The following is a 17,867-nucleotide window of genomic DNA, read 5'->3' as shown; positions in this document are numbered from 1 at the left end:
CTTATGACCGTTATCGCCCGTTTCTCCTAATAATGCGCCTATTATGAAGCTCGATCAGTAATTGAACAACTATAATGATCAATAAGAAGATTCCCACGACACCTGTTAAAAATGGATAAATTAGAGGGAAAAATACACTTGGATAACTTTTAGTAATATCCGAATGGTAGCCCATACCCATAAGTGATGTACCCGAGAACTCGATAAGCTTCACCCCTAGATGATTGTCACTTCTTTGAGCATAACTCAGCATCTTTTCTTCTATACTGCCGTCATGTGAGATCGTGATTATTTTCCATTTTCTCTTTTCCATCGGCTGACTATCATCTGTAAGTCTTTGGACTATATTAATTTCTTTCTCGCCAGTCTTTCGATCCGTAACAGTAAGGATATCTATCCATGAGAAATATCTGCTTCCTCGTTCCCGATTAGACAACCATATTTCATCAGGGGTTGAGATTTTTTGACCATTTAATAAAAACTGAACATTCACAATATCTCCAGGCGGGACACTCTCCTCTTCATCCCAAAGTGTCAACTCTGCTTTCCTGCCTGTATTTTCTTCTTGGATCTTAATATGCTTATCATCAACCGTTAGTTCTTGAACGTTTAACGTGTTATACCCTTTCTCAGCATGGTTGATCTCATAACGCTGATTGATTTGATCTGAAATCATATACTCACGGATATAGTTGAACAATGGGCTGAAAGAAATCGCTAGCAAGAAAAATGAAATCACCGATAAATAAATTTTTTTTTTCATAATGAATCCTTGTGAGCGATCGTCAGCTTGAAATTTTGTCTTGAGCCACCTTCGAGGCCATTTGGAACCCCATCCTGCAAAGGAAAGAAACCAAACTTCTGATAAAATCTTCTAGCAGGTTGGCCCTCTGGATGATCCTCACCAAAAGTAGTAACGAATATCTCTGCTGGGGTTTCGATACTTTCGATAATATAGTTAAGAAGTACTGTCGCTACACCCTTATTTCTCTCTATTGCTGAAACAGATAACCACCCAATCTTGTAATTAGGGGCATTGGATGAAGAGAATAACACAGCTCCAAGTAATCTTGAACCTGGCGAACCATTGTTTTCTCGTACACAAAAAGCGCTTTGTCGCCTGATATTTTTTTCTAACGCTAGAGTAAAATTCGGATCATCTACCATCGGCCCAAAAAGGGACTCCACCTCTGCCGCCAGCTCCAGCCATCCTCTTATATCCTCCATAGTAGCGTTTACTACATTCATAAATAAGTTCTCCTTTAGTAGTCTTGGTTACACCATTCGATACACTGAGGAATAAAGTGATCATAGTCATTTAAAGCAGTGATTGTATTTATTACTTCACGGGTTCCAAGCTCTCGCTCCGCATCATCTGTACTCTCCAGTCCGAGTGATCGTCTGACATTATAAGCTAACCATTCTAGCTTCCCATGAAAACCATAGTTTAGCACGTCGGACCAGTTAGCATAAATCTCGCCACCTTGCTCCCGATAGGTACTAATGAGCGTGCAGAAAGCATCTTTGCTTACACTTCCCGATTCAAAGCCTGACCAATAAAGGGCTACATCTATTAGCTCTTGGGTTGGATGGATAGGTCCTGCTGCTTCCCAGTCAATAATAATGGGTATCTGATGCTCATCCCATAGTACATTTTTTTGATCTAAATCCCGATGGCTGATAATCATATGATTTAATAATTGTTCCGCTGAAGAATCTACAAGTTGTTCCCAATGATTTATTTGGTTCAGGTTATCTAATAGCAAGCTAGACCATTCCAAACCATCCTGTTTTGCTTTTAGTGCATATTCATTCCAACGAACAGTGGATGTATTTACTGCCTCAAGATTTTCATTAGGATGATGATCAAGAAGTGTAGCGAAATCGATCTTATGAATTTTAGCAAGGTTTTCGCCAATCTTTTTACAACACCCTATATTAATACCTCCTGATGGCAATGCCTTACCTTCGACCCATGGAAATAATAAATAGAATTGACCCTCGAATTCATGCATAAAACTATCTTTGGACACGATAGCTGGTACTGCATTTATCCCATTTTGATAAGCCATATTTGCAACCTTTTCAGAAAGAGTATAGTTGTTCATGGCTGTATCCCGATGCATAATTTGAGGATTTAGAGCTTTCACTGCATAGAGCGCTTTGTCCGTTTGTAGACGATACATTCTGTGTAGAAGACCACCTGTTACCTGTTCTGGTTCATTTTTTAAATGACCTAACCCGTATTTTGCACATAGCATTTCGAAATTTAAGTTATAATTCAGATTTCCCATGTTATGTATCCCTTTCCTATCAATCAGAATCCCAACTTCAATAACCAAGCCGACAACTTCTCTTCCCGCTCTTTTAAGTCCCCATTTATGCGATTGAATTTACCAAGCCATTGCTCAGAAGCTATGCTGCCATCCAGCATATACAGGACACGTTCTGCCTGAGCAGCGACTTTCGCATCATGTGTAGCCAGTAGAATCGTTGTACCCGTCTGATTAATATCTATTAATATCTCCATAATTTCACTAGCAGCTTTAGAGTTCAGTGCACCTGTTGGCTCATCACCAAATAGAATATCAGGCTCATTGATGATTGACCTGCAGATCGCTGCTCTTTGCAGTTGTCCACCCGACACTTGTGTAATATCACGCTCAGCGAGTGCGGAGATTCCGGTTTTTTTCATTAACTCAGCGGCTCTGTTATTGATGGTTCTACGACTAACGATTTTAGCTCGATAAGCGGATAAGATGATATTGTCCCGAATAGTCAGGTTTTTTAAAAGATGCATCTGCTGAAAAATAAATCCCATTTGATTTAAACGCAGTTCAGCTAATTCACTCTCAGAAAGACCACTGATGTCCTGCCCTTTAAAAACAACACTTCCTGAAGTCATCCGGTCCATACCGCTGATCGTATAGAGCAATGTTGATTTCCCTGAGCCAGAAGGCCCCATTATAGCTACGAATTCTCCCTTTGATACCTGTAGATGAACATCTTTTAATACCGTCTGCGGGGTTCCTTGCCCGGTTACAAAGGTTTTATTTAAACACTTCGTCTCTAATATGAACATACTACCACCTCACCCTCATTCGACAATCAGTTTAGATAAATTGGATTTCTTCATCGATATCGTGCTTACTACGGTTGTGAGTGCTACAATGAGCATGAAAAAAAGAGGGAGAACAAGATAAGCTATTACCGGATTAACTACAAACTGTATTTGGGATGCTCCCATAAAGGATCCGAGTAATTGAGTGAATTTTTGACCGATGGTATTAGCTGCAAAGGTTCCGAGAATGATTCCAAGACCAGAAACCAGTAGTAGCCTTACCTGATATTGCTTTCGAATATCTTCTAACGTAAAGCCAATGCTTCTCAAAATTGCAATTTGCGAGACGTCCTTCGCTAGAAGCATTTTTAGAAATAAAGCTGTAATCAATACTGAAATTGATATCGAGATGGCAATGGATAAGCCAGTGACCAGCTTTAATTGGCGAATCGTATTCCCGAGCGTCTGAGATAAATAGCTTTCTAGATGAGTAACTTTGGCTGGATAAAATAACTTTGCATATTGATCCATTTTCTCCTGAACGGAAACATTCGGATTCACATCTAAAGCTACGATATACCATAGCACGGACTTCGGGTCATAAGGTAATCGGGCTTTTGCAGTTCGACCTCCATTCGTTATATCTTGGTAGATCCCGCTAACCGTCAATTTTTTCGAAGTGCCATCTACCTCCAAAAGAACGCTATCCCCAACCCTTTTGTTCCATTCCTTGGCATTCAGATCAGAAAGGGCAATCTCATCCCCACTTTCAGGGGTTCCTCCGTTAACATAGGTGAGCGGAAAAATAGAGAAATCTCCTGTTTCAACATTAATATTCTCCCATACGCCATCGCTGCCTAGCACTTTAAATCGAGAAGTAATTAATGGTGAGAATTTAGCTATATCGGAGTCCTTATTTAGCGTCGTTATCAGTTCATTAAATCGCTTCTCTATTTGATCAGATGGCTGTAAATCGATTCTCATGTCACTCTGACCTACACCCATATAAGAAATAAACCGAGGGGACTGAAGGGTATTTAATATATTCACTGGCACAAGAATGATAAACAGACAGATCACAAATACGAAGAATAGCAATCCGAACATGGTGAAGCGTCCATAAACATCCTTTAGGCCAAGAAAAACATTCACATTTATATGCCTGCGCTTACTCAGCACCATTCTACTTTTATTGCCTTTCAACTCTCCCACAGTCCCTGACCTTAAAGCGTCTACTACTGTTATACGATTAAACCTTCTAAGAATAACTCTGCAAAAGAATACAATCATCCCGAAGATCAAACCGACCGCTAAGACTGGAACAATAGGCTGAAGGATCGTTTTCGGAGCAGTCCCCAAATACAATGTGATATTCGCTGTAAACAATCGCACCACACCCAAAGATAATAAATATCCTAGCAGTGAAGCGCATGCTGCCATCACCATATATTTTGCCAAATAGATCCTTCTAATATCTCGCTGTGAGATCCCAATTGCTTTCATGACGCCAATCTCTCTATAATCCTCCTCTAAAGTCGCGATCATCGTAAACCTTAAACATAGGACGGCAATAATCATAAGAAGGATACTTACCAAAATAATGACAACTGCAATAATCCCATCTGTCAGCGCATTCAGCGTCTTAAACAAAGGATAGTCTATCATTGGTCCTTTACCGGGCATATCTGAGGATTGATAGGTATTCCGGAACTCGCTAAGTCTACTTAGATCGGTGATTTGAAATTCAATTAAGTACTCAACTTCTCCATGGTTCTTCTTAAGTACATTATAATCCGTGTCATTTACGACAAAGCGCTTTGAGCTAACAATTGCGGGATTCATTTGGATGTCTCGAACAAAATCCGTAACAATAAATTTTTGATCTAACTGTCCATTGGAAAGGGTAACCTGATCACCAATGTTCAGATCATTCTGCTTCATATAATAAATAGGAACTGCGATTTCTCCTTCAGCTACCCTAATCACTTGATTCTCTAAATTCAGCAGCAAATCAAATGATGGGTTCTGCTTAACAAAACCTATATCCATTACGCTGTTCTCTTCCGACTTATTGCTGTTACCTAAGACAATCTGCGAGCCATCTATCCTTAGCATTTCTACTGTCTGTTGATTCTTAACAAGTGGATTTGTAGAGGCGAATTTTTGAATACCTGCGTTATCTATTGGACCAGAATGCATTTGAACAAAATGGGGAGCCTTTGATTTATCCAGCAAATGACTTAAAGAACCGGACAATTCCATAATGACTTGAGAAGCACAAGCAGCAAGCAACGCCGATAACATCATAAAAATAAATAAGACGATCGTTATGATTTTATTTCTTTGAAAATCTTTTTTCACAATTTGTAGCAGCATTGACGATCTCTCCCCTACGTCTCATTCATCCTCCCTGCACGGACCTTACTCAAACATTTGCGTTACGTAGGAAAAGCTTCCTTTTTCAGCTCCCAACGTAGTCTCCATAATATAAATAAAGCTCTGAATTTTGAGAATGATCTCTTCCGGTTGCCACTTGAAAATCCCTTCATCCAATAAAAATTGTGAGGCAACCAACAGAAATTCCATCGTTTCTTTAGGATAAGGACAGTGGAACAAGCTCTCCTCGATTCCCTGCTCAATCACCTCTGTCAACACAGGTGTTAGCTTCAAAATAGTTTCAGCCAAGCTTTTCTGATGGATTAGTGCATTCTCAGCTTGATGAAACTGTTCAATCATGTGACCTTTTCTCTCCGAATCAGGTTTCTGTGCCATTATGATTTGTAGTAGCTTTTCATGTACGGAGAGCTTTGAATCAGCAGCAATGATCTTCGCAACGTCTACTCCAGCATCGATGAATCGTGTGACCACTGCTTCCATAACCTCCTCCTTCGACTTGAAATAATAGTAGAACGTGCCCTTGGCAATCCCGATCTCCTGCAAGATGTCGTTCACTGTAGTTCTCGCATAACCTTTCGTAAAAAAAAGCATTTCTGCCTTATCTAATATTTCATTTCTGCGTTCTTCCGCTTCTTTGGAAATTTTCATTTATTCTGAGTCCTCCTTTTTATAGACCGACCGTCGGTCTATTCCATTTAAATACATTTAATACATCATGTCAATGATGTTCCAGCAAATTGGACAAAAGAAAAAAGGTAACCTCCAAAGGATGAGGTTACCTTAATGTGCAGTCAGCATAATCAGGAGACTTTTTTGCGCTTTAGAATATGATACACATTGCTGAACATACCGGACAGGATGCCAGCAATTGGGAATACAGCCCAGTTAACGTCCCATCGCCCATAGACAAAGCCCGTAAACAGAAAAATCGCCGTCGCCAACGGCCACAACACAGCCCTCTCACAAATTGTTCTTTTCCCTTCTACTTTGCATCGATATGTGGCTCATTCAGTAGCTTCGTATAAGTTTCTTGGATATTTCCATAATAGACGAACAAGAACACCGCAGTTGCTGCAATCACTAGAAAGGCAGAAACTCCATAAGCAGCGAAATCATCGTTGACATAAGAAGTTGCGAAGATAAAGGTCGGCGACAGCACACAAAGACAGACGCCCACAATCAAAGCAAGGCGATAAGTCGGAGCATAAAGGGCTTGACTGCGCTGAAGCGCCGTTTTGAGCGCATAAGGTAGCTGAAAGCCTTGCTCTAGACTTTCGAAGCGCTCGAGTTTCATGCCGCTATGAATGAACATCCCAACGGCCATAGCGACCAGCACGAACATTCCGACCATCCCCAGCATCGAACCTTTATCAGCCATATCAGCATTATTTTCAAACAATGTACTAAGAGTAATCAACAGCGCCACCCCGCATGCGCAGAGAAAAACACCGAGACCGGTCCATAATCCAGAGCTACGTTTGGCAGCCGCATAAGCATAAACCTCTTCTTCACTAAGCATGGGCACAGTCTTCTCCTGTCCGGCTGGACGGATGCCTAGCTCAGCAGTCAGCTCCTCAATATTGCCGAATTCCGAAATAACGATACCGATCGCCTCATTCTCAGACTTGCCATCCCGCTTCAGCTCCAGGTACTTATCTTCCATCCCGGACAGCAGCTCCTGCTTCAAATGCTCCAGTTCCGGAGTCTTCGGTAGACCCGCAAACATATTATCCAGATATACTATGATCGTCTCCATGCACTATCACCACTCCTTGATAAATTGGTTTACAACTTCCTGCGTAACCTTCCATTCCTCACATTTTTCTCGGTAATAGGCGAGACCCAGCGGGGTAATCCGGTAATATGTGCGCCGCTTGCCAAGACTCTCATCCAGATAAAAGGATTCAATGTACCCGTTCTTCTCCAGCCGGGTAAAGGCGGAATACAGCGTTGTTTCCTTCATGACATACTTCTCCTGAGTCAGCTGCCTGATATTCTTAGAAATCTCGTACCCGTAGGATTCCCCATCGAGCAGCATGTAGAGGATCATCGTATCATTGTAACCACGTATAACATCACTGCTGATCAAAAATGGTACCCCCTATGATTACTTCATCTGTCGTAGTAGTTGCAGTATACCATAATTACTACGACAGATGAAGTAGTTGCGAAAAAAATAGGCAAAAAAATCTAAAAAGCATAAAAAAGAGAATTGCTCTTTGTGAGCAACTCTCCTCAAATCAGCTAGTCTCTTGAATTTTCAAAAATCTGATCAATCTTCTCTTTCGCACCTTCCCAGGAGGTCAATAATGGAAATCCATATTGTTCACGGGCTCTCAAATTCCATGGATGCGGAATACAGAGTACTTTCCTTCCGTCCTGCAATGCAGGAACCAAGTTGTGAACCCCGTCATCGATCAGAAGATCATAATTAATAAGATTCTTTCGTTTGCATGGGAAGAAATTTTCGATGGGAATAAACGGCATATGCTTCTGCAGCCAGTTCCATTTTTCAACAACTGCATTGGGCTGGGCCGCCGTAACAATAATAACATCATAAGCATTGTGCATCTTCTCCATTTCACCTACAACATGCTCGTCGAATAATTCAAGCTCCTCATATAAACCAGGCCGCCCATAGAATACATCTTGTGTACAATCTGGATGACGTAAATGATCCGTATTCCAATCAAGCATTTCCTCGTACTTCAGTACATGAGTGGGGAAATCATTGTTGTTATGGTATATAGCTCGTTTGACTAGATGGCATATCGTGTCATCCATATCAACTGCAATTATAGGCTTTCTCATCTGTGTCCCCCATATGTTTTTTTATATTACTATTTAAGTATACACAATATAATTACTGTTTTCGTCTTGAGTTAGTTAAATTTCAATTTAATGTTTTTTAAACGCCTCTACGCATCTTTGACAGATACAGGCTTTACCTCTCAGTTCCAAAGGCACCCTTTCTAGTAGTTCTGCAGGAATTTCCGTATGAAAACACCAACAATCACCACTATTAGCACCACAATGATTTAATTCTTTACATAAAGGACAATACCGTTGTTCAATTTGTTTATTTTTTATTTCCAAAGCTTCTACTCCCCCATACGATTAAACATTTCACTTCTATTTATTTACTTTTCTTTTCCTTGAAATTCAAATACTTCCTTCATAACCGCATCTGAACATTCTAAGCCTAGCGTTACCAAGCATAGGATTATTCAATAAAGCAAGCATAGCACTTCCCAGCATGCAATAAAGTAATTTCGCATTTTTTTCCATCAATTCATTCCTTCTATAGATCTTTGCAATACCTCTATACTTTCCTGAAGAAATGCCTTATTGTTCTCAATCCCTCTGGTTTTACACCAAACTACCGCACTAAAAGCATCATAAAAACTATAAAACGGTATTATAGCTTCCAGATCAAGTAAAGGACGAACCGATTCGTAGCCTTGCACATAAGGGAGCCGTGTTAGCGGGTTCACTTCCCAGACGTATCGGTTTATTTTTGTAAAATCAATTTCAGAGGAACCACCACGAGCGCTCTCGTAATCAATTATACCAACGACTTCATTATCTTTTATTAATATATTGCCTGGTCGAAAATCCATATGAACAACACAAGGCCCATCAGGTTCAGGTAACGCCGAATATACGCTATCAAAGTGAGTAATACATTTCTCAAATAAATCAGGATGAAGGAGTTCCTTACAAGGTTCTTTCCACTTTTCAAAATTATTTTTCAGGTATAATCTCCAGCTATTGTTCTCTACCATCTGAAAACCATCGGATCCATAACATCCATACGCTGGCATGGTAACTTCATGAAGCATGGCATGATAATTACCGATTTGAAACGCCAGACTCTGATCAATGTTACTCGTACACGGCATCCCATCTATAGCGGAGAGAAGCAATGCACCGACACTTCTATTATCTCCGTCCCAGAAATCCAATACTTTTGGAACAGGTATAACACCCTTTAGTCTTTCAAGCATCTCAAATTCGCGAACCAGTTTATCCCTGTTGTATGGAATTTTCACGTATACGTTGTCTAGATTATTAAGAGTAAGTTTATACACTTCAGAACTAAACGACTCTGGAACAGACTCTATATTCAAAACACTCAGCTTAAAAATTTCAATTAATTTATGTATGGATTTCATACGACTACCTCCAGTCTCAAGGGAAAGGTGCTCTGTTCACGGTTGTGAACTCCCTATTCTTGCATTAAGATAGAGAACATTAGGAGTTTCTAAGGAACTCAACCGGGAGATTTGAACAGATGAAATTTAAGAATCACAGCTTTTCAGGTATCATTCATAGTGATCTGCTTGCTACCCAAGAGCTTGTATATAACCCGTGCAATCTTGATTGCTCTGACCTCATTCATGAACCACACAATGCTGATTATGGGGCGTATATATTTAATTTAAACGCGCTATCCATTAGATTTCGTGTTGCAAAAATCACACCTACAAAGATCGGGCAGTTTGTCACGTTATGGGAGAGAATTGGAAATGGCCCCATCCAACCCTATGATATATCAGATACTGCCGATCTCTTCGTTATAAGTATGCGCAACGAGAATCACTTTGGTCAATTTGTATTTCCAAAAGCTGTGCTAGGTAAACAAGATATATTATCCAATAAAGGTGACGGTGGCAAAAGAGCACTACGAGTGTACCCGCCATGGGATAATCCCACGAGTCGTCAAGCTCAAAAAACACAAAAATGGCAGTTGGAATATTTCTTAGAGATACCGGTAATTAAGCCAGCAGACTTTCTTCGTGTGCAAACACTTTACGGTTTTCCAGTAAATCGAACAGTCTGACCTATGTCCTCCACATGTTTTATATCCGCCCATAAAATAAAATAATTGAACAAAGAATCTCCTATTTTCAAAACTTCTGGATATTTCAAAATAATAGCAGCCTGATGATTCCATTCCTCTTCCTGATCAGCAGAAGGCACAATCAATCGTGCTTTCTCTTCCGCTTTTGACCCCTCTAGTGTCAGTTCAATGATTTGTGGATCAGAGCCATAAGGCTTCAGTTGATGAAATGCATCCTTGTTTGCTACTTCATCTATGGATAACCCCTCTCCAGAAATGGCGGATAATTGAAAAAATCCGTCGTTCCCCTGATACCTCTCAGCATATTCTGGATTCACTTCCCACTCGGAGGGATACTTCAAAGTGACCTTATACTCTTTTGAAGTATATGTTGACAACCCCGATGGCTTAACCAGCATCCCGATTCCAGTACTTACTAATGCAATAGCCGCAATAATCAGGACCCCTAACCACCATCTTTTATACGTTGACGTTTTCACATTATCCCCCTAAATCAATATTTAGTTGACATGCACAGCATCAGGAAATAAGATATAAGTAAACATATGAGCAATCATTCATATATTAGTGAGGAGGAAATTACAATGAGTAATCTAAAAAATATCCTATCCCTAATTCTTTTCTCCATATTCCTTATTTCTTACCTTTTGAAGCTCCTAATACTTTACAAAAAGAACCACATTAAAGGAAACGTATTAGCTAAAGGAAATAAACGATCTATGATCCATTATACCGAGCTGTTCGTTAAGACTACTACTTTTGTGTGGGGAGCAGCGTGGTTTACGTTTTCCTTAGCGGAGTCATACATAGTTACACTAGTAGGAGAACATTTTAATCATCCGGCGATTCACTTTATCGGTGTTGGTGTAGTAGCCCTCGGATGTTCCATTTTCATACAAGCAATGATTGCCATGCGTACTTCGTGGAGAGTTGGGATTGATAAGTCTACTGTAACAAAACTCATCACGCACGGTATATATAAATTTAGTAGAAATGCCGCATTTGTCGGTTTTGATCTCATGTTTCTTGGATTGTATCTTATGTATCCAAATTCATTAACACTAATTATATTCTTTCTTAACATGGTAGCCATTCATTTACTTATTCTTCAGGAAGAGCAGCATTTAAAATCTGTATTCGGAGATGAATATATTCAATATTGTAATAATACACCTAGATATATTTTATTTTGAAATCTTACCTACTGTAAATCCTATCCTTTCAAGCACGCTACAATTTACATTTTTTACAATATCCGAAAACATTCTCTTAATGTAATTACTATAGTATGAGGTTGTAAACATACATTAGGAGGGAAATTATGAAATCACCGAAAAAGTACGGCGTTAAGACGGCAATTGTAGCGACTGCAGCAACTGCTCTCTTCGTTTCCAACGTAGTCACTACACAAGCACCAAATCAGGCCAATGCAGCTTCATCAAACACAAGAAATGTGATTCTGTTTGTCGGTGACGGAATGGGTACTGCCCAGCGCAATGCCATCCGCCTAGCTACAGTAGGTGAAAAAGGAAATCTAGCGATGGATTCTATGCCATATGCTGGATTAATTCATACAAGCTCCACTGTCCCTGTTACAGATTCAGCTGCTTCAGCCACAGCCTATGCCAGCGGAGTCAAGACTTATAACGGTGCCATTGGGATGAATGCAGATAAAAAGTCCGTACAAACCATTATGGAATATGCAAAATCAGCAGGGAAATCTACAGGCGTTGTAACTACCAGCCAAATTACTGATGCTACAGGCGCTGCCTTCGGTGCTCATGTTGAAGATCGCTCCAAACAAAGTGATATCGCTCTGCAGCTTCTGACCAAGAGCAAAGTTGACGTTCTTCTCGGTGGAGGCGAAGACTTCTGGTATCCTGCTGGGAATCCAGGTAAGTTCGCAGATGAGCCAGCTGAAGATCCTTCAGAGAAGAGCAAAGGAACGCAAGGGAACCTTGTAGACAAAGCTAAACAGCTTGGATACTCCTACGTAACGAACAAAACCGATATGCAAAAGGCGAAAAGCGGCAAGCTTCTCGGGTTATTTGCAAATGAGGAAATGTTCCAGCAAAAGCCAGAGGGTGAAGGAGATATCTACAATCCGGTTGTATCCCTGCCTGAAATGACGAAAAAAGCGATAGACACGCTTGCAGCAAATAAAAAAGGATTTTTCCTGATGGTTGAAGAAGAGGGTACTGACGAATTTGCACACCAAAACAATGCCAAGATGACGATTAAAGCGGGGCAAGAGTTAGATAAGTCCGTACAGATTGCCAAAGATTTCGCTAAAAAGAATCCGGATACCCTTGTCCTAGTTCTCGCCGACCATGAAACAGGTGGATTCTCTATTGAAGCCGTAGACGCTGAAGATGAATCAGGTGACGGCATTTCCAAAGAAGATGGTCCGTTTGCCATCGCTAACTCCAAACAGAATTTCGTTGTAGACTGGACAACTTCAGGTCATACAGCAGTGGATATTCCAATTACGGCCATGGGCAAAAACGCTCAGTTGTTTACAGGAGTATACGAAAATACCGAAGTATTCACTAAGGTTGCGCAAGCCATGGGTATTAAAGTGAAATAAAAAGATCGAACAACATAAAAGACTAGCCAGACTTTCTGGTTAGTCTTTTTGATTGATGAATCGCAATCCCGGGTTCTCCCTTATACACTATGATGATCTCCATACCTACTTAGCATCTGTTCGAATAACAAATGTGATTTCCTTAGTCTGGTCTAGCCACTCGCCTGTCAGTCGAAATCCCCGTATAGTTGCCCCTGATTCATAATCCTTACTATCTGAACTAAGAAAAGCCGCCATATTCGAATCGAGCTTAAAAGTAGCTGTCTTATCCGCCCATTCAACATTTACCGGCTCTGCTGTTTCTTTTTTATACTTTAAAGTACCATTATCTTTCAAAATATAATCTGTCAATTTGTAGCTGTTTGGGGCTGTATTGCTAAATTCGATTTCTATGATTTCTCCAAGCTTCACATAGGGAATTGAAACATCCGGTTCAGCCATAAGGCTTTGGAAAGATACATTAACTTCTTCTGAATTAGTGTTCCTTTCAAGTGGCTTTAAGACAGATTGAATGACTCTCCCCTTGGATGTAACCGTTACTTCCTTAATTACAGAATCACTTGCCTGTTCTTGATCGCAGGCTGAAAAAATAAACAGGAGTACAAGACCAAGGGTTAATAAGTATACTTTTCTCAAGGAAAACCCCCTTCTTGATTAATTTCAGTTACAATGATGATCGACAGCGAGATACGGATCAATGCATATCCAAGGCGTCCAGTTTATGGGAAAGCTCATGGATTAACTCTAGCTCATGTAATACCATACTTCGGGTATAAAAATATAGCTCTTCAGAGTAATCCAAATCTTCACCGTTCCCAACCACTAGGGATAACTGTTGTAAATGTTCCAGCTTCTCTTTCATGTAAGTCTCTCTGTAATCAAGTAATCTTCGGCGGGCCTCCTGATCCAGTAGCTCATAATAAGCAAGACGAATAGACCATTCATTATCAATACGAATAGTCTCCAGTGAAAATTCGTTCAAGCAGATATGAAACCGCTCCTCACCCTCGGCTGTGATGGAATACACATACCGTTTAGGCCGGTTTTCCTGCATTTCCGTTTTTTTAATCACCCAACCTCGCTTTTCAAACAATTTCAGCTTCGGATACAGCGAATTATTATTAACGATTTTATCGTTACTCATTACGAAAATGATATTTTTTTTAATCTCATAACCATGTTTTGACCCTTTCATTAATTGAGCCAGAATCAAGACTTCAATATCCATATTCATCCTCCGAACTACCGGACTTCATTTCCGGTCATTTTCTTATCTTACCTCAAGGACTGCATTTGTGCCAAATACTTCGTGATTTTATGCACATACTTTTATCGTTCCGTTCGATAGTATAGGTTAAAATAACCTAGTTATTTTTAACCTATATATAGAGAGGAAGTTATAGCATGGAATTCGCACATTTGTTCAGCAAAGGTACGATAGGAAATATGGAGCTTAAGAACCGGGTCATTTTGCCTGCCATGGGAACAAAAATGAATGCTCCGGGTGGGTATGTCAGCGAGCGCTTGATTGATTACCATGTAGCACGCGCAAAAGGAGGTAACGGCTTAAATACAGTTGAAGTAACAACCGTTCACCCAACGGCTGCTTCTGAGGATGCTCCAGCCATTTATGATGATAAATTCATTCCTGGTATGACCCAATTGGCTCATGCTATTCGTGATGCAGGCGGCAAAAGCTGTCTTCAGTTATGGCATGGAGGGAAAGTAACTCCCAACCTGATTCAAGTCTCCTCCTCCCCTGTCCCTTTCGAGGGTGTAACACATATCCCCCGAGAGCTGGAGAATCACGAAGTTAGTGAGATGGTTCAAGCTTACGCAGATGCTGCTTCACGTGCGAAAAAAGCTGGATTTGACAGTGTAGAATTCCATGCTGGTCATGGTTATTTGCCACAACAATTTCTAAGCCCAGCGATGAACTTCCGTCAGGATGAGTACGGCGGTTCCTGGGAGAATCGTTGTCGCTTTCCGCTCGCTTGTATCCGTGCCATTCGAGAAGCCGTTGGACCTAGGTTCCCTATCTTGATGAGAATCTCTGCTATCGAGGATCTTCCCGGCGGACTTACACTGGAAGATATGAAGCTCTTCTCGAAGCTCGCTGAGGATGCTGGTATTGATGCGATTAATGTATCGCGCGGAGTTCCAGCAGGCGCAGCTATCAAATATGAAGTACCACCTATCGATCTACCTGTGGGCTTCAATGTAGATAATGCAGCACAAATTAAATCCGTGGTTAACATTCCAGTTATAGCTGTAGGTCGTATTAATGATCCAGCTATTGCTAATCGAATTATTGCCGAAGGACTGGCTGATTTCGTAGCTATTGGCCGCGCTCAATTGGCAGATCCTGAATTCTGTAACAAAGCATTAGCTGGACGCGCGGACACCATTGTTAAATGTGTGGGTTGTGATCAAGGCTGCTTCGATGGATTCGTAAATCCGAAGGTGCCTTTCATCAGCTGTGTATTTAATCCTGCTACCGGAAGAGAAAGTGAATATGAATTACAGCGAGCGGGCACACCAAAAAAAGTACTTATAGCCGGTGGTGGGCCAGCCGGATTAGAAGCAGCAATCACACTGAAACGTCGTGGGCATTCTCCAATTTTATGCGAAAAGAATGACATTCTAGGCGGACAGCTTTATATCGCTGGTGCCGCACCGCGTAAAGAAGAAATGGCCGCGGCTGCTCTGAATATGGGAGAGACGGCTAAACGTGAAGGTGTAGAAATCCGAATGAATACGGAGGTTACTCCAGAGCTTATTCAAGAAATCAGTCCGGATGAAGTCATTCTTGCAATCGGATCGGCCCCAATTATTCCTCCAGTAGAAGGTGTTCTGAGTAGTCATGTAGTAAATTCACATGATGTATTATGGGGAACAGCTCATCCTGAAGGTCGAGTTGTTATTATTGGAGGGGGTTTGGTCGGTCTCGAGGTCGCTGAGCTCCTGGTCGAACGCGGAAATCAAATCACTGTTGTAGAAATGCAAGCCGATGTAGCAAATGATCTGGGTATCCTTCGTAAAATCTGTGTAATGGAAAGCTTATATGGCCACGGTGTTAGATTAATGACCAACAGCAAGTGCATGACGATCCAAAAGAATAGCGTGATGGTTGAAAAAGATGGGGAGCTTCTCAGCCTGCCAGCCGATTATGTAGTAATCGCAGTAGGATCACGCGCCCTAAACAAGCAACCCCTTCAGAACTTCTTGGAGGAAAGCTCCATTCCTTATCATGTAATTGGGGATGCAGTACAAGCTCGCAGAGCGCTTAATGCTATTTGGGAGGGTGCAGAATTAGCTAGACGAATTTAGTTCATATAGTCAATTAGATTTATGAATAAACCCGGCAGGTCGCACCTGCCGGGTTACGTTCTTATCAGAACTATCTGAAAAATCAACTTTCAGGGGCTAATAAGTGCGTTAGTGCCTGCACCTGTTCCATATGTATTCGTCTTCTATAAAGCACCTTAACTCGCCCTCATTCATGAACTTGATCTTCACCCCTGAACGATATTTTCATTCTCATGTCAATGTAGAAGACACGCTAAAATTGAGTATCGGCAGCCCGATAAAAGCAGCATATCTTTCAGCAGCTTTAAACACAGCTTCTTCAGCATTTCCAAGTTCTCTAAATGGATGAATGACTATCTCAATTCCTTTTTTCTTAATCGAACGTTTCCATGTACCTATAACTTGGCCACCAACAACAATCATAGGCAGGAAAACACCGTTGTTGCCAGGAACAATTAAAGGAGCCGTCTCAGGTTCAAGTACAGCACTCCGGTCTTTATAACCAAGAATGTACTCATCGAAACCCGGAAGTAAATAGACTCCAGAATCTTCCTCTTCGGGAGCTAGTCGTTGGCTAGACATCCAATGCTCGCTGCCATTTATATCCGCCGATTGAAGTTCATTGGTCACAGACTCCAGCCCATGTCTTGCATCTGTAAGAGTTATGCCTGCCCACCAAGCGAAGTCCTGAACGGTCGCTAATCCACGGGCTGTAAAATACCGCAACGCGAGTTCTTGCAACGATTGTTCGTAAGATAGCTCACGGCAATCTGGCACCCATTCCTCTAACAATACAATCGTTTGCTGTTTACCATTCATCGGACCAAAACAAATCAGTCCTTGATAGGCACTATTCCAGAGCATGTGATAACCGCGTTGATTCCCCGTGTGGATGCCTTCCTCTTCTATTAGCTGAAGTAGGACCGAACGATCCATCTGCTTCCCGCCCTTTAGAGCATCCACAATAATTTCTCTACAGCGCTCCAGTGTCTGATCATCAAGTCCAAGCTCAGCCATTCGCCGCTTCGTTTGTGATGCTAAACGCGGTGCAGAGAGCTGTAGCATCCATTTTACATCTTCTGCTGGGACGAAATGAAGCGTACCTCGTAGCGTCCAAGTAAGAATAATCTTACGCCCAGCGATTGCACGCTCTATATCAGCTAATTTCGTAGCAGGAGAACGTAGTCCGATGGCCCAAACCGCCTGCATATAGTCTTGCGCTTGTATAGCCCCCATTTTTTTCACGACCTGCTCTGGTGTGTGATGTAAAGAGCCTGCAATCATTTGATTATACAACCTACTATTTGCAATAAGGTTATTCGTCACACTACTCCCCCTTTTCAGAAATGAATCCTCAAATTATATACTTCCAGTTATTTAACAAAATGGTTAAGTTCTTGCTCATGTCTATGTCGATATTACTATTGATTCTATTGAAATACGAGATTAAATTAGAATATGAACTCCTTTCCATTGCATAATGTGCAATAGAAAGTCATATACAGACCTCAAAAAAAAGGTTTCTGTTGCACTTCGTACATTAGAATTTGCTGAAAACCTTCAAAAAAAAGTTTTAACCTATATTTAATTGTAAAAAATGCAACAGAATTCAGATCCCCTTTCTTTTGGATCCATTCTGTTGCACGAAA

General features: G+C 41.0%; 20 protein-coding genes. 4 read left to right on the top strand and 16 right to left on the bottom strand.

Annotated features, from left to right (window positions below):
* Positions 1-10 precede the first annotated feature (10 nt).
* The 12 genes from MKX35_RS13675 to MKX35_RS13620 all read right to left on the bottom strand — a co-directional run bounded on the left by MKX35_RS13675 (position 11) and on the right by MKX35_RS13620 (position 9,633).
* A complete protein-coding gene (locus MKX35_RS13675) occupies positions 11-763 on the bottom strand; it encodes a hypothetical protein (protein ID WP_076300510.1) in 753 nt (250 codons plus the stop codon).
* Positions 760-1,248, bottom strand: coding sequence for a GNAT family N-acetyltransferase (locus MKX35_RS13670; RefSeq protein WP_076286594.1), 489 nt, complete (start codon positions 1,246-1,248; stop codon positions 760-762). Before MKX35_RS13670 ends, MKX35_RS13675 begins: the two co-directional genes overlap by 4 nt.
* A gap of 14 nt (positions 1,249-1,262) precedes the next feature.
* The gene (locus MKX35_RS13665; RefSeq protein ID WP_076300555.1) at positions 1,263-2,294 is read right to left on the bottom strand and encodes an aminoglycoside phosphotransferase family protein; all 1,032 of its coding nucleotides are present in this window, start codon (positions 2,292-2,294) and stop codon (positions 1,263-1,265) included.
* Positions 2,295-2,317: 23 nt separating this feature from the next.
* Complete coding sequence (locus tag MKX35_RS13660) at positions 2,318-3,082, bottom strand: ABC transporter ATP-binding protein (RefSeq protein WP_076300511.1); 765 nt, start codon at positions 3,080-3,082, stop codon at positions 2,318-2,320.
* Between the two features lie 15 nt (positions 3,083-3,097).
* Complete coding sequence (locus tag MKX35_RS13655; protein WP_076300512.1) at positions 3,098-5,437, bottom strand: ABC transporter permease; 2,340 nt, start codon at positions 5,435-5,437, stop codon at positions 3,098-3,100.
* Positions 5,438-5,482: 45 nt separating this feature from the next.
* Complete coding sequence (locus MKX35_RS13650; protein ID WP_076300513.1) at positions 5,483-6,106, bottom strand: TetR/AcrR family transcriptional regulator; 624 nt, start codon at positions 6,104-6,106, stop codon at positions 5,483-5,485.
* A 152-nt stretch (positions 6,107-6,258) separates the two neighbouring features.
* Complete coding sequence (locus MKX35_RS13645; RefSeq protein ID WP_339302227.1) at positions 6,259-6,411, bottom strand: hypothetical protein; 153 nt, start codon at positions 6,409-6,411, stop codon at positions 6,259-6,261.
* 29 nt (positions 6,412-6,440) lie between these two features.
* Positions 6,441-7,214 carry a permease prefix domain 1-containing protein gene (locus tag MKX35_RS13640; RefSeq protein ID WP_218641870.1) on the bottom strand — a complete coding sequence of 258 codons (774 nt, stop codon included), beginning with the start codon at positions 7,212-7,214 and terminating at the stop codon, positions 6,441-6,443.
* Positions 7,215-7,220: 6 nt separating this feature from the next.
* On the bottom strand, positions 7,221-7,547 hold the full coding sequence (locus tag MKX35_RS13635) for a PadR family transcriptional regulator (RefSeq protein WP_042189881.1): 327 nt from the start codon (positions 7,545-7,547) through the stop codon (positions 7,221-7,223).
* Positions 7,548-7,702: 155 nt separating this feature from the next.
* The gene (locus MKX35_RS13630; RefSeq protein ID WP_076286590.1) at positions 7,703-8,269 is read right to left on the bottom strand and encodes a 5' nucleotidase, NT5C type; all 567 of its coding nucleotides are present in this window, start codon (positions 8,267-8,269) and stop codon (positions 7,703-7,705) included.
* Between the two features lie 87 nt (positions 8,270-8,356).
* Positions 8,357-8,554, bottom strand: coding sequence for a cysteine-rich CWC family protein (locus tag MKX35_RS13625; RefSeq protein WP_256716381.1), 198 nt, complete (start codon positions 8,552-8,554; stop codon positions 8,357-8,359).
* Positions 8,555-8,745: 191 nt separating this feature from the next.
* Positions 8,746-9,633, bottom strand: coding sequence for a phosphotransferase family protein (locus MKX35_RS13620; protein ID WP_076300514.1), 888 nt, complete (start codon positions 9,631-9,633; stop codon positions 8,746-8,748).
* Between the two features lie 119 nt (positions 9,634-9,752).
* Here MKX35_RS13620 and MKX35_RS13615 point away from each other — a divergent pair, with 119 nt between their 5' ends.
* Positions 9,753-10,301, top strand: coding sequence for a MepB family protein (locus tag MKX35_RS13615; protein WP_076300515.1), 549 nt, complete (start codon positions 9,753-9,755; stop codon positions 10,299-10,301).
* Here MKX35_RS13615 and MKX35_RS13610 read toward each other — a convergent pair.
* Positions 10,271-10,801 (bottom strand): hypothetical protein, encoded by a 531-nt coding sequence (locus MKX35_RS13610; RefSeq protein WP_076300516.1) that lies wholly within the window; start codon positions 10,799-10,801, stop codon positions 10,271-10,273. The two genes, MKX35_RS13615 and MKX35_RS13610, sit on opposite strands and share 31 nt — an antisense overlap.
* Before the next feature lie 105 nt (positions 10,802-10,906).
* On the opposite strand from MKX35_RS13610, the gene MKX35_RS13605 reads away from it, so the two are divergent.
* Positions 10,907-11,515 carry a methyltransferase family protein gene (locus MKX35_RS13605; RefSeq protein ID WP_076286587.1) on the top strand — a complete coding sequence of 203 codons (609 nt, stop codon included), beginning with the start codon at positions 10,907-10,909 and terminating at the stop codon, positions 11,513-11,515.
* A 128-nt stretch (positions 11,516-11,643) separates the two neighbouring features.
* Entirely contained in the window at positions 11,644-12,909 is a 1,266-nt protein-coding gene (locus MKX35_RS13600) for an alkaline phosphatase (RefSeq protein WP_076286586.1), read from the top strand.
* Between the two features lie 105 nt (positions 12,910-13,014).
* Here MKX35_RS13600 and MKX35_RS13595 read toward each other — a convergent pair whose 3' ends face one another.
* Both MKX35_RS13595 and MKX35_RS13590 read right to left on the bottom strand, forming a co-directional pair.
* Positions 13,015-13,545, bottom strand: coding sequence for a hypothetical protein (locus MKX35_RS13595; protein ID WP_076286585.1), 531 nt, complete (start codon positions 13,543-13,545; stop codon positions 13,015-13,017).
* A 58-nt stretch (positions 13,546-13,603) separates the two neighbouring features.
* Positions 13,604-14,137: a PadR family transcriptional regulator gene (locus MKX35_RS13590; RefSeq protein WP_052404357.1), complete on the bottom strand. Its 534-nt coding sequence runs from the start codon at positions 14,135-14,137 to the stop codon at positions 13,604-13,606.
* Between the two features lie 176 nt (positions 14,138-14,313).
* Here MKX35_RS13590 and baiCD point away from each other — a divergent pair, with 176 nt between their 5' ends.
* Entirely contained in the window at positions 14,314-16,239 is a 1,926-nt protein-coding gene (baiCD, locus tag MKX35_RS13585) for a bile acid Fe-S flavoenzyme BaiCD (protein WP_076300517.1), read from the top strand.
* Between the two features lie 210 nt (positions 16,240-16,449).
* Here the strand turns inward: baiCD and MKX35_RS13580 are convergent, their stop codons facing one another.
* Positions 16,450-17,544 carry a winged helix DNA-binding domain-containing protein gene (locus MKX35_RS13580; RefSeq protein ID WP_076300518.1) on the bottom strand — a complete coding sequence of 365 codons (1,095 nt, stop codon included), beginning with the start codon at positions 17,542-17,544 and terminating at the stop codon, positions 16,450-16,452.
* Positions 17,545-17,867: the final 323 nt, after the last annotated feature.

It is taken from the genome of Paenibacillus sp. FSL R5-0923, assembly GCF_038009145.1.
Taxonomy (GTDB): Bacteria; Bacillota; Bacilli; order Paenibacillales; family Paenibacillaceae; genus Paenibacillus_AQ.
This window is presented reverse-complemented; position numbering and strand designations above follow the sequence as displayed.

Bases quoted from the DNA above. Each gene is read 5' to 3' on its own strand.
- MKX35_RS13675 (WP_076300510.1), bottom strand. From the start codon at position 763: ATGAAAAAAAAAATTTATTTATCGGTGATTTCATTTTTCTTGCTAGCG.
- MKX35_RS13670 (WP_076286594.1), bottom strand. From the start codon at position 1,248: ATGAATGTAGTAAACGCTACTATGGAGGATATAAGAGGATGGCTGGAG.
- MKX35_RS13665 (WP_076300555.1), bottom strand. From the start codon at position 2,294: ATGGGAAATCTGAATTATAACTTAAATTTCGAAATGCTATGTGCAAAA.
- MKX35_RS13660 (WP_076300511.1), bottom strand. From the start codon at position 3,082: ATGTTCATATTAGAGACGAAGTGTTTAAATAAAACCTTTGTAACCGGG.
- MKX35_RS13655 (WP_076300512.1), bottom strand. From the start codon at position 5,437: ATGCTGCTACAAATTGTGAAAAAAGATTTTCAAAGAAATAAAATCATA.
- MKX35_RS13650 (WP_076300513.1), bottom strand. From the start codon at position 6,106: ATGAAAATTTCCAAAGAAGCGGAAGAACGCAGAAATGAAATATTAGAT.
- MKX35_RS13640 (WP_218641870.1), bottom strand. From the start codon at position 7,214: ATGGAGACGATCATAGTATATCTGGATAATATGTTTGCGGGTCTACCG.
- MKX35_RS13630 (WP_076286590.1), bottom strand. From the start codon at position 8,269: ATGAGAAAGCCTATAATTGCAGTTGATATGGATGACACGATATGCCAT.
- MKX35_RS13620 (WP_076300514.1), bottom strand. From the start codon at position 9,633: ATGAAATCCATACATAAATTAATTGAAATTTTTAAGCTGAGTGTTTTG.
- MKX35_RS13615 (WP_076300515.1), top strand. From the start codon at position 9,753: ATGAAATTTAAGAATCACAGCTTTTCAGGTATCATTCATAGTGATCTG.
- MKX35_RS13605 (WP_076286587.1), top strand. From the start codon at position 10,907: ATGAGTAATCTAAAAAATATCCTATCCCTAATTCTTTTCTCCATATTC.
- MKX35_RS13600 (WP_076286586.1), top strand. From the start codon at position 11,644: ATGAAATCACCGAAAAAGTACGGCGTTAAGACGGCAATTGTAGCGACT.
- MKX35_RS13590 (WP_052404357.1), bottom strand. From the start codon at position 14,137: ATGGATATTGAAGTCTTGATTCTGGCTCAATTAATGAAAGGGTCAAAA.
- baiCD (WP_076300517.1), top strand. From the start codon at position 14,314: ATGGAATTCGCACATTTGTTCAGCAAAGGTACGATAGGAAATATGGAG.